This is a genomic window from Herbaspirillum hiltneri N3 (assembly GCF_001267925.1).
Lineage (GTDB): Bacteria > Pseudomonadota > Gammaproteobacteria > Burkholderiales > Burkholderiaceae_D > Herbaspirillum > Herbaspirillum hiltneri.
Window position 1 is genome coordinate 843,325 of the sequence record NZ_CP011409.1, and the last position, 11,656, is coordinate 854,980.

The 11,656-nt window shown below is 59.3% G+C and carries 11 protein-coding genes; 7 read left to right on the forward strand and 4 right to left on the reverse strand.

Features of this window, described 5'->3' with window-relative positions; all coding sequences use genetic code 11:
* Window positions 1-40 precede the first annotated feature (40 nt).
* From F506_RS03860 to F506_RS03870, 3 genes are all read left to right on the forward strand, one after another.
* Window positions 41-316, forward strand: coding sequence for a WGR domain-containing protein (locus F506_RS03860; RefSeq protein WP_053195420.1), 276 nt, complete (start codon window positions 41-43; stop codon window positions 314-316).
* A gap of 346 nt (window positions 317-662) precedes the next feature.
* A complete protein-coding gene (locus F506_RS03865; protein ID WP_235471501.1) occupies window positions 663-1,844 on the forward strand; it encodes an MFS transporter in 1,182 nt (393 codons plus the stop codon).
* Between the two features lie 110 nt (window positions 1,845-1,954).
* Window positions 1,955-2,635: a MarC family protein gene (locus F506_RS03870; RefSeq protein ID WP_016834912.1), complete on the forward strand. Its 681-nt coding sequence runs from the start codon at window positions 1,955-1,957 to the stop codon at window positions 2,633-2,635.
* Here the strand turns inward: F506_RS03870 and F506_RS03875 are convergent, their stop codons facing one another.
* The 4 genes from F506_RS03875 to F506_RS03890 form a co-directional block, all read right to left on the reverse strand.
* Window positions 2,636-3,250 carry an LON peptidase substrate-binding domain-containing protein gene (locus tag F506_RS03875; RefSeq protein WP_053195421.1) on the reverse strand — a complete coding sequence of 205 codons (615 nt, stop codon included), beginning with the start codon at window positions 3,248-3,250 and terminating at the stop codon, window positions 2,636-2,638. It abuts the gene before it with no gap.
* Between the two features lie 24 nt (window positions 3,251-3,274).
* Window positions 3,275-4,837, reverse strand: coding sequence for a SpoVR family protein (locus tag F506_RS03880; RefSeq protein WP_053195422.1), 1,563 nt, complete (start codon window positions 4,835-4,837; stop codon window positions 3,275-3,277).
* Complete coding sequence (locus tag F506_RS03885; RefSeq protein ID WP_053201230.1) at window positions 4,834-6,099, reverse strand: YeaH/YhbH family protein; 1,266 nt, start codon at window positions 6,097-6,099, stop codon at window positions 4,834-4,836. Before F506_RS03885 ends, F506_RS03880 begins: the two co-directional genes overlap by 4 nt.
* Before the next feature lie 81 nt (window positions 6,100-6,180).
* Window positions 6,181-8,103, reverse strand: a complete 1,923-nt coding sequence (locus F506_RS03890; RefSeq protein ID WP_053195423.1) for a PrkA family serine protein kinase — start codon at window positions 8,101-8,103, stop codon at window positions 6,181-6,183.
* A gap of 1,021 nt (window positions 8,104-9,124) precedes the next feature.
* Between F506_RS03890 and rpmH the strand changes: the two genes are divergently transcribed.
* The 4 genes from rpmH to yidC are packed head-to-tail and all read left to right on the forward strand — an operon-like array spanning window position 9,125 to window position 11,651.
* Window positions 9,125-9,262 carry a 50S ribosomal protein L34 gene (gene rpmH, locus F506_RS22520; RefSeq protein WP_006461360.1) on the forward strand — a complete coding sequence of 46 codons (138 nt, stop codon included), beginning with the start codon at window positions 9,125-9,127 and terminating at the stop codon, window positions 9,260-9,262.
* Between the two features lie 37 nt (window positions 9,263-9,299).
* On the forward strand, window positions 9,300-9,710 hold the full coding sequence (gene rnpA / locus F506_RS03900) for a ribonuclease P protein component (protein WP_144424146.1): 411 nt from the start codon (window positions 9,300-9,302) through the stop codon (window positions 9,708-9,710).
* The gene (gene yidD / locus F506_RS22525) at window positions 9,710-9,979 is read left to right on the forward strand and encodes a membrane protein insertion efficiency factor YidD (protein WP_083457568.1); all 270 of its coding nucleotides are present in this window, start codon (window positions 9,710-9,712) and stop codon (window positions 9,977-9,979) included. Before rnpA ends, yidD begins: the two co-directional genes overlap by 1 nt.
* Window positions 9,980-9,998: 19 nt before the next feature.
* On the forward strand, window positions 9,999-11,651 hold the full coding sequence (gene yidC, locus F506_RS03905) for a membrane protein insertase YidC (RefSeq protein WP_053195426.1): 1,653 nt from the start codon (window positions 9,999-10,001) through the stop codon (window positions 11,649-11,651).
* Window positions 11,652-11,656: the final 5 nt, after the last annotated feature.

Here is an 11,656-nt window from a genome sequence, read left to right on the forward strand (position 1 = left end):
CACTTACCCTTTTGCCTATCCAGATTTCTTCTCTCGCGCCATGATCGATTCCGCCGACAACGTCACCCACATGTTGCCCGTCACCGGGCCGCTGCGCCTGAACTTCTTCACCGACCAGCCCGATGCCGCACGCTTGTTCGTCGCCGACCTGACCCAGGATTTGCTGGGCGACTGGATCGTCACGCAATGCTGGACCGGCAAACCGCAGGCGCGCGGCGGCGGTCGCGTGACCGTGGTCAATGACCAGGAGGCCGGTTTCAGGCTGATCCAGAAAATCGCGCAGAAGAAGGAAAAAGGCGGTTATCGCCTGATCTGAAGCAGGGCCGGAACACATGCCGGCGGCCATGAAGACGGAGAGATTTTCTCTCCGTTTTGCTTTTTGAGACCGCATTTTTCCCTCTCCTGCATGCCCGGGCGTCTCGTGTTAGGCTGTCCACCGCTGTTGAGTTGACGATGGTGTTGTTGCATTGATCACGCCATCGAGACACTGCACTGCAGCAGGAGACAAAACAATATTCCCGAACGAGACGGAGAACCCGCGCGTGACTTCCACCCCAGCAGCACATTCCGCTTTCAACAACGATCCTGGAAAAAATCACCACGGCGATTCCGGCGCCGATTCATCCTATGCCGTCGTGCGGCTGCTGATCACGCTGGTGCTGATGGTCATCGGCGCCAGCGGCATGTACGTGGTCGCCGTCGTGTTGCCTGCGGTGCAGGCGGAATTCGGCGTCGCGCGCGGCGTGGCGTCGATGCCTTACACCTTGTCGATGATCGGCTTCGGCATCGGCGGCATGCTGATGGGCAAGCTGGCCGATCGTTTCGGCGTCATGATTCCGCTGCTGGTCGGCGCGGTGTGCCTGGGACTTGGCTTCATCCTGGCCAGCATGGCGCCCAACATCATCGTCTTCACGCTCGCGCACGGTTTGCTGATCGGCTTGTGCGGCAGCTCGGCGACATTCTCGCCATTGATCGCCGACACCTCGCTGTGGTTCGTGCGCCGGCGCGGCATCGCGGTGGCGGTGTGCGCCAGCGGCAACTATCTGGGCGGCGCGATCTGGCCGCCGATCGTGCAGCATTTCGTCGATACGGTGGGATGGCGCCAGACTTACTTCGGCCTCGGCGTGGTGTGCTTCATCGTCATGGGCGGCCTGGCGCTGCTGATGCGCCGGCGGCCGCCGGTGGCGGTTGCCGCGGCGGCGCGCAATGGCGTCAGCCTGACTTCGGAGCGTCCGTTCGGCCTGCCGGCGGGCAAGGCGCAGCTGCTGCTGTGCGTGGCCGGCGTCGCGTGTTGCGTGGCGATGGCGATGCCGCAGGTGCATATCGTGGCGTACTGCGGCGATCTCGGCTACGGCGCCGCGCGTGGTGCGCAGATGCTGTCGCTGATGCTGGCGTGCGGCGTGGTGAGCCGGCTGATTTCCGGATTGATCTGCGACCGCATCGGCGGCTTGCGCACGCTGCTGCTCGGCTCGGCGCTGCAGGGGATTGCCTTGCTGCTTTTCCTGCCGTTCGACGGACTGGTGTCGCTGTATGTCATCTCGGCGCTGTTCGGGCTGTTCCAGGGTGGCATCGTGCCGTCTTACGCGATCATCGTGCGGGAATACTTCCCGGCCTCCGAAGCCGGCGGCCGGGTCGGCGCCGTCATCATGTGCACCATGCTGGGCATGGCGCTGGGCGGCTGGATGTCGGGCCAGATCTTCGATCTGACCGGTTCATATCATGCGGCCTTCATCAACGGCATCCTGTGGAACCTGCTCAATTTCAGCATCTGCATGTTCTTGCTGCGGCGCACCTTGCGCAACAAGAACAGCGGCAGCGGCGGCTTGCAGGCCGCAAGCGCATGACGGAATCGGTACTGGCAGCGCTTCGCCGGGTTTGATTTGACGGCGCGCCTGCATTACGCTACGGGGATGCAGGCGATCGCCTGCCGTTTCCTTGCTTCCCCGGGCCTCAGATGCTGATCATTTTCCTCAAAGCCGTGCTGCTTATTCCGGTGACCTTGTTGCCTATCCTTAATCCGCTCGGCATCGCCCCGGTATTCGCCAACCTGCTCGGCGACGTGCCGCGCCAGATCGAGAACCGCGTGGCGCGCCAGGTGGCGATCAATTGCTGGTTCCTGCTGGTAGGGGCGATTTTCATCGGCTCGCACGTGCTGGCGTTCTTCGGCATTTCCCTGCCGATCGTGCGTATCGGCGGCGGCATCCTGGTCGCGGTATCGGGCTGGAAGCTGCTCAGCGACGGTGGCAACGATGCGGCGATTCCCAAGCAGGTGGCCAAGGCCTACGACGACGAGTCGAATGAAGAATTGAAGGCGCGCAGCTTCTATCCGATCAGCTTCCCGCTGACGGTCGGTCCGGGCACGATCGCGGCGTCGATTACACTCGGCGCCAATACGCCGGCGCGGCTGGTGGACTGGGTCATGTCTATCGGCAGCGCAGCGCTCGGCTCGGCGCTGACGGTGCTAGTGATTTATCTGTGCTACCGCTCGGCCAACAAGATCGTCAGCCTGCTCGGCCGTCTTGGCACCATGGTGGTGTTGCGGCTGTCGGCGTTTATCCTGCTGTGCATCGGCATCCAGATTTTCTGGTCGGGATTCACCGGTTTGCTGGTGGAGACGGGGATGCTGCCGCCGTAGTCAGTGCAGCAAGCCGCGCTCGCCGAGCAGGTCCTGCACCAGTTCCAAGCGCAGCACGGGGTTGTCCAGCGCCAGCAAACCTTGCTTCTGTTCCACGCTCATCGGCAGCATTTCGCTCCAGCGATTGGAGACCCAGCCGCAATCGTCGAGACGATATGGCGCCGCCACGGGGATATCGCTTTCGGGAATGGAATGGTTCTTCAGCGACGCCAGCAAATTCATCAGCGCAGTGACGGTGTTCTGCAACTCGTCCGGAATGGCGACGCTCTGGTCGTTCTCGAGCGGCTCGACCTGTGCCATCCACAGCCCGTGCTTCAGCTGCTCCTTGGCGGCAATGCGAAAGCGCGAGGTGCCGTTGCAGGAAATGCGCAGCAGACCCTGCACCGGCGCCGACCACTCCTTGATATGCGCCAGCGTACCGACCGGCACGAAGCTTTCAACCTGGCCGGGCTTGCGTACTTCGTTGCCGGCGGTCAGCGCGACCACGCCGAACGAAGTGCCGTTGGCGATGCATTTGTTCACCATGTCCAGGTAGCGGACTTCGAAGATCTGCAGCGGCAGCCGGCCGTCCGGAAACAGCGCCGAGCCTAGCGGGAAAAGCGGGATGGTTTCCATGATGTCCTGATGACGCCTCTCGCTTCAGGTGCGCAGCACGTAGCGATTGTCGCTGATGCACTCATAGCGCTGCACGATGTAGCCGTTGTCGTCGACGCTCTCCAGATAGACATCGAACTGCCACAGCCGCGCCATGTGGCGCAGGACTTCGTTGGTGCTATCGCCCAGCGAACGGCCGTCGCTGCGGAAGTGGCGCAGCGTCAGGCTGCGGTTGCCGCGCGTGTTGACCGACCAGACCTGGATATTCGGTTCGCGATGGTTGATGTCGTACTGCCGCGACAAGGCCTGGCGCACGTATTGATAGCCGCTGTCGTTGTGGATCGCCGAGACTTCCAGTTCGCTGCGGCTTTCGTCGTCGAGCACGGCGAACATGCGCATGTCGCGCATCAATTTCGGCGACAGGTATTGCGCGACGAAGCTCTCGTCCTTGAAGTTGCGCATCACGTAATGCAGCGTGTCCAGCCAGTTGCTGCCGGCCATGTCGGGAAACCACTGCTTGTCTTCGGCGGTCGGGTTTTCGCAGATGCGGCGGATGTCGCTCATCATCGAAAAGCCCAGCGCGTACGGATTGATGCCGTTGTAATACGGCTTGGTGATCGGCGGCTGGAACACCACATTGCTGTGCGAATGCAGGAATTCCATCATGAAGCCGTCGGTCAGCTTGCCCTGGTCGTACATGGTGTTGAGCAGCGTGTAATGCCAGAACGTGGCCCAGCCTTCGTTCATGACCTGGGTTTGCCGCTGCGGATAAAAATACTGGCCCACTTTGCGCACAATGCGGATGACTTCGCGCTCCCACGACTCCAGCAGCGGCGCGTTCTTTTCGGCGAAATACAGCAGGTTTTCCTGTGGTTCCGGGGGGAAGCGCTCGTCCACCTGGGCCGCGGCGGTTTCCTTCTTTGCCGGCAGCGTGCGCCACAACTCGTTGACCTGAGACTGCGCGTAGGCTTCGCGCTCACGCTGCTGCGCACGTTCCTGCGCCAGCGACATGCGCTGCGGGCGCTTGTAGCGGTCGACGCCGTAATTCATCAGCGCGTGGCAGGAGTCGAGCAATTCTTCCACCCGGTCGAAGCCGTAGCGCTCTTCGCATTCGGCGATGTAGCTCTTGGCGTAGACCAGATAGTCGATGATGGCGCTGGCGTCGGTCCACAGCTGGAACAGATAGTTGCCCTTGAAGAACGAATTGTGTCCATATGCCGCATGCGCCACCACCAGCGCCTGCATGGTCATGGTGTTCTCTTCCATCAGGTACGCGATGCAGGGATTGGAATTGATCACGATCTCGTAAGCCAGGCCCATCTGGCCGCGCTTGTAGTCGCGCTCGGTGGCGAGGAAATGCTTGCCGAACGACCAGTGGCGGTAATTGACCGGCATGCCCGAGGAAGCATAGGCGTCCATCATCTGCTCGGCGGAAATGATCTCCAGCTGGATCGGATAAATATCCAGCTTGTAGCTTGCCGCGACCTTGGCGATTTCCTCGTTGTAGCGCTCGATCAGCTCGAAGCTCCAGTCCGAGGGGCAGGGCAGGGGATCATGTTTCGTCGGCGGAGTCAGGGACGCAGGCGGCGTGTTCAGTCGCGTATTCATGCATGGACCTGCTTTTCAAAAAGTTCGCGGAAGACCGGATAGATCTCGGACGAGGACTGCACCTTTTTCATCGCGAAGTGCGGATGCTCATGCAGCAGCTGCGTGTACTCCGTCCACAGGTTCTGTTCCGGCTCGGCCACCTGGATATAGGCGAAGTAGCGGCACATCGGCAGGATCGCTTCTTCCAGGATGCTGCGGCATTTCGGCGAATCGTCGTTCCAGTTGTCGCCGTCGGAAGCCTGGGCGCCGTAGATGTTCCATTCGCTCGACGGATAGCGAGCCCTGATGATGTCCTGCATCAGCTCGAGCGCGCTGGAGACCACCGTGCCGCCGCTTTCCTGCGAGTGGAAAAAAGTCTCCTCGTCGACCTCGTCGGCGCGCGTGTGATGGCGGATGAAGACCACCTCGATGTGCTCATAGTTGCGCGTCAGGAACAGATACAAAAGGATGAAGAAACGTTTCGATAAGTCCTTGCGCTGCTCATCCATCGAGCCCGACACGTCCATCACGCAAAACATCACGGCGCGGCTCGACGGCTGCGGCTGGCGCACGCGGTTGACGTAGCGCAGGTCGAACGGATCGATGAACGGGATGCGCCAGATGCGCGCCTTGAGATGGTGTATCTCCTCTTCCAGCAGGAGGATTTCCGACAACTTGTCGTTGGGATGCTTGTTGAGCTCGCACAATTGTTCTTCCAGCTCGCGCAGTTTGGCCACCAGCGGGCCGCCCAGCGCAATGCGCCGGCCCAGCGAGCTGCGCAGCGAACGCACGATGTCGATGTTGGCGGGCGAACCGTCGACCGAATAACCGGCGCGCATGTTCTTCCAGTTTGGAATCGACATCAGGTTGGTCTGGATCAGGCGCGGCAATTCCAGGTCTTCGAAGAAGTACTGCATGAATTCTTCGCGCGACAACTCGAAGGTGAATTCATCCTGGCTCTCGCCCTCGTTGCTGGCGGTGCTGCCGCCGTCGCCGGAGCCGCCGCTGCGGCGTGGAATCCGGTCGCCCTGCAAATAGTCCTGATTGCCGGGATGTACGATCTCGCGCTTGCCGCCTCGGCCATGGTGGAACGCCGGTTCGGAAATATCCTTGCGCGGAATGCTGATGCTTTTCGAGTTCTCGATGTCCTTGATGCTGCGGTCGCGTACCGCTTCGGTAACGGAACGCCGGATATCGCTGCGGAAACGCCTGAGGAAACGCTCCCGGTTGGCGATGCTCTTGTTCTTGCCAGCTAGCCTGCGGTCGATGATCTGATGGAGCAAATCCATTCTCCTGCTGATGGTACAGCCGGGCGGGTTGCTTTCAGCTGACGCGTTCTGTCATCGGCAACCCGCGTCCCTGGTTCAAGAGGATTTGCGCACGCGCAAATACCATTCACACAGCAAACGCACCTGCTTCGGCGTGTAACCCTTGCTGACCATGCGATTGACGAAGTCTTCGTGCTTCTGCATTTCTTCGGTCGAACCCTTGGCGTTGAAGGAAATCACCGGCAGCAGGTCCTCGGTGTTGGAGAACATCTTCTTCTCGATCACCACGCGCAGCTTTTCGTAACTGGTCCACAGCGGATTCTTGCCGCCGTTGTTGACGCGCGCACGCAGCACGAAGTTGACGATCTCGTTGCGGAAGTCCTTCGGATTGCTGATGCCGGCAGGCTTCTCGATTTTTTCCAGTTCCGCGTTCAGGGACGCACGGTCGAAGCTCTCGCCCGTATCGTGATCGCGGAACTCCTGATCCTGGATCCAGAAGTCGGCATAGGTCACGTAGCGGTCGAATACGTTCTGGCCGTATTCGGAATACGACTCCAGATAAGCGGTCTGGATTTCCTTGCCGATGAACTCCGCATAGCGCGAGGCCAACGTGTCTTTGACGAAGGACAGGTACTTTTGCTCCTGTTCGGGCGGGAATTGTTCGCGCTCGATCTGCTGCTCCAGTATGTACATCAGATGCACGGGGTTGGCGGCGATCTCGGTCGTGTCGAAGTTGAACACGCGCGACAGGATCTTGAAGGCGAAACGCGTCGAGATGCCGGTCATGCCCTCGTCGACGCCGGCGTAATCGCGGTATTCCTGATACGACTTGGCCTTGGGGTCGGTGTCCTTCAGGTTCTCGCCGTCATACACCTGCATCTTGGAGATCAGGCTGGAGTTTTCGGGCTCGCCCAGGCGCGTGAGAATGGAGAATTGCGCCATCATCTTCAGGGTGCCCGGCGCGCAGATGGCCTTGGCCAGCGAGGACGTGCGCAGCAGCTTTTCGTAGATGCGGATTTCTTCCGACACGCGCAGGCAGTACGGCACCTTGACGATGTAAATACGGTCGAGCAGCGCTTCGTTGTTCTTGTTGTTGCGGAAGGCCTTCCATTCCGACTCGTTGGAGTGGGCCAGGATGATGCCGTCGAACGGAATCGCCCCGAAACCTTCGGTGCCCTTGAAGTTGCCTTCCTGGGTGGCGGTCAGCAGCGGATGCAGCACCTTGATCGGCGCCTTGAACATTTCGACGAACTCCAGCAGGCCCTGGTTCGACAGGCACAGGCCGCCGGAATAGCTGTATGCGTCGGCGTCGTCCTGCGAGTATTGCTCGAGCTTGCGGATGTCGACCTTGCCGACCAGCGTGGAAATATCCTGGTTGTTTTCGTCGCCCGGCTCGGTCTTGGAGATCGCGATCTGGCGCAGGATCGACGGATAGCGCTTGACCACGCGGAACTGGCGGATGTCGCCGTTGAATTCATGCAGGCGCTTGACCGCCCACGGACTCAGGATGGATTTGAGGTAGCGGCGCGGGATGCCAAACTGCTCTTCGAGGATTTGTCCGTCTTCCTCGTAATCGAACAGGCCGAACGGCGATTCATTGACCGGCGAACCTTTGATCGAATAGAAGGGGATGTGCTCCATGAGCTGTTTGAGGCGCTCGGCGATGGACGATTTGCCGCCGCCGACCGGACCCAGCAGATACAGGATCTGCTTCTTTTCTTCCAGGCCTTGCGAGGCATGGCGGAAATAGGCGACCACCTGTTCGATGACTTCTTCCGCGCCGTAGAACTCCTTGAAGGCGGGATAGACCTTGATCACCTTGTTGGCGAACAAGCGCGACAAACGAGGGTCTTCGCGCGTGTCGACCTTCTCAGGTTCGCCAATCGCCATCAGCATGCGTTCTGCGGCCGATGCGTACACAGCCGGATCGTTCTTGCAAAGATTCAGATATTCTTCAAGCGAAAATTCTTCTTCTCTGGTCTTGTCAAAGCGACTCGCAAAGCTGCTGTAGATATCCATACCACCTCCGTAACTTCAATGAGACAACAAATTGAATACGTGCGTTATGTTTTTAGATTTATCGACCGCGGTTTCCTGAGCATCAGCTCCTGACCAGTTTCAGCAGGTTTCGCTATCGTGCGCGGCATTGGAATTTTCAATGCATTTTCAAACCATTCGCAATGCGTTTTCAACGCAGTGACGCCGCACGCGTCCTTATGAACTTGGACCGGAAAACAAAATTTTCGTTTTTATTCTATTCCTTTTTTTCTGAAGTCATCGTGCTGCTTTTGTTTCAGCGTACTGCTAAATGATTTTCCCGTATCCGAAAACAACTGCCGTTTTCGGAGCCAGCTTTTCGATATGCAAAAGCGTCGAAATTGTGCGCCGCGTTTTTTGCCATTCCCCTGTTCGTTAAATGGTTGAGCGCGATGCGCGGTTGACCTTGTTACGTAATTCCGGTGCACGGCCTCGCAAGCGAATCGGAGCAGGCCTGGCGCGCTTGCGCGATGACGCCGGCGGGCATCGCGCAAGTGCGTTTTGCTGGACTGGAAACCGTCGCAGCAGGCAATGCAAGTTTGATGCCGGGAAATATCCTGCCGCAGGGATCGCGGTTGGCGGGAGCGTCGCCGTGGCGGAAACGGCGCTGAAAATTCTTTTTCATTGCGCGCGTGAAACGTTGCTTTTTTACCATGTGACCGCTTCGCAACGATTAACTCGATAGCTTTCCGGCAAGCTTTGCAATCTTTTTGATAGATGCCCTCGATGAACTTACGGGGGAAATCGCCTGGGAGCCCGTCCCGAAGGCGTTCGCAAGCGATCTGCGGAGAAAGCCCGGAGTAGATAAGTCATTGACAAACAAGTGAAAAATGCAGTCTAATTCAGGGTTCACCATCCGTTGAATTGCGTTCGTGCTGTGGCCTTGCGGTTTCGGCTCTCAAATGCCTCTCTACCTACAAGAAGAGGCACGCGCAGAAAACAGAAATTCCGCGGAGATTCCGATGTATTTTTGCCGATTATTGATTAAGTAAGCGAGTCCAACATGAAACGTACCTACCAACCTTCCGTCGTGCGCCGCAAGCGTACCCATGGTTTCCGTGCCCGTATGGCAACCCGTGGTGGCCGCGCTGTCATCAACGCACGCCGCGCCAAGGGCCGCAAGCGCCTGGCAGCTGTTTGATCCGGGCAATAGCCAGAATCAGTGCGCTGCTGTTCGTGTGACAGGCGATCGTTCCTATCTCTACTCACGCGATCAGAGAATCGTTAAAACGGATGAGTTTTCATCCGTTTTTCGTTTGCGACCGGTGTATCGGACTGCCCATTTCGTCCTGTACGCGCGCAACAACGACTTGCCGCTAGCGCGTCTGGGTGTCGTCGCCGCCAAACGCATGGCGCCGCGCGCGGTCACCCGGAATACGATCAAGCGCGTCACCCGCGAATTGTTCCGGCAAACGGCATTGGCATTGCCCCAGGTGGATTGCATCGTGCGTTTGTCGAAGCCGGTCAACAGCAAGAGCGGACCGGCGACCAACACCAGACTCAAAGCGGAATTGCGCGACGAGTTGTCACAGTTGTTTGCATTTTTGCTGAACGCGACCGCGTTTGCCAGGAAGCCGGAAAATACGTGATGAAAACGCCTTTACTCCTGCTGTTACGTGCCTACAAGCTGGGAGTGAGCCCTTATCTCGGGCAGAATTGCCGTTTTTATCCCAGCTGTTCCGACTACGCCGCAGAAGCCATTCGCCTCCATGGCGCATGGAAGGGCAGCGTACTGGCCGGCAAACGCCTGTGCAAATGCCATCCCTGGCATCCCGGTGGACTCGATCCGGTACCTGAGTCCTCCACATCAGATTCCTCCTCTCCCACTGTAGCCGCTGGCGGCTGCAGCCACTCCTGATTTATTGGTCAATACTCTTATGGATATCAAACGTACCGTCCTGTGGGTTGTCTTCTCGTTTTCCCTGCTGCTGCTCTGGGATAGCTGGCAACGTCATAACGGCAAGCCGTCGATGTTTTTCCCGACGACGACCCAAGAGGCGACTCCGGCTGCTGCCGGCGCTGACCCGTCCAAATCGCCTGTGCCGCAAGCGGCCGGCGCCGCCGGTGCGACTGCCGGCGCAGCCGACGTTGCGGGCGGCTTGCCTGCCGCCAAGGGTGAGACCATCACCATCACGACCGACGTCGTCAAGGCCGACATCGATACCGTCGGCGGCGAACTCAAGCGTCTGGAACTGCTGAAGCACCGCGACACCGCCGACCCGGCCAAGAACCTGGTCCTGTTCGATTCGAGCGCCGGCCACACCTATCTGGCCGAATCCGGCCTGATCGGCGGCCCGTTCCCGACCCACAAGTCGATCTTCATCGCCAAGCCGGGCGCACGGGCGCTGGACAACGGCAACGAAGTCCCGCTGGTGCTCGAAGCGCAGGAAAACGGCGTCAAGCTGACCAAGACCTACACCTTCAAGCGCGGCGACTACTCGATCGACCTGAAGCACACCGTCACCAACGACAGCGCAGCGGCGATCAATCCTTCGCTGTACCTGCAACTGGTGCGCGACGGCAACAAGCCGGGCGGCGAGTCGCACTTCTACAGCACCTTCACCGGTCCTGCGGTCTACACCGACGCCGACAAATTCCAGAAGCTGACCTTCGAGAAGATCGAAGAAGGCAAGGAACAGCACGCCAACAAGGCCGACAACGGCTGGATCGCACTGGTGCAGCACTATTTCGTGTCGGCCATCATTCCGCCTGAAAAAGCACAGCGCGACATCTTCACCAAGAAGATCGGCACCAACCTGTACGCCGTCGGCAACATCCTGCCGCTGGGCACGGTTGCTCCTGGCGCCAGCGTCACCATGGACGCGCGCCTGTACTCCGGTCCGCAAGAATCGTCCGTGCTGGAAAAGACCACCCCGGGCCTGGAACTGGTCAAGGACTACGGCTGGCTGACCATCATCGCCAAACCGATCTTCTGGCTGATGATCCACATCCATGCCTACGTCGGCAACTGGGGCTGGACCATCATTCTGCTGACCATGCTGATCAAGGCGGTGTTCTTCCCGCTGTCGGCCGCCAGCTATCGCAGCATGGCCAAGATGAAGGCCGTCACGCCGAAGATGACCGCGATCCGCGAGCGTCACAAGGGCGATCCGCAGGCCATGAACCGCGAAATGATGTCGCTGTACAAGACCGAAAAGATCAATCCGCTGGGCGGCTGCCTGCCGATCGTGATTCAGATTCCTGTGTTCATTTCGCTGTACTGGGTGCTGCTGGCCAGCGTGGAAATGCGCGGCGCGCCATGGCTGGGCTGGATCCACGATCTGACCGCGCCTGATCCGTTCTACATCTTGCCGGTGCTGATGGCCGTCTCGATGTTCATCCAGACCAAGCTCAACCCGACCCCTCCGGATCCGGTCCAGGCCAAGGTCATGATGTTCATGCCTATCGTGTTCTCGGTGATGTTCTTCTTCTTCCCGTCCGGCCTCGTGCTGTACTGGGTCGTGAATAACGTCCTGTCGATCACGCAGCAATGGGTCATCACCAGAAAGCTGCAGGCAGGCAAGGCTTAACGACC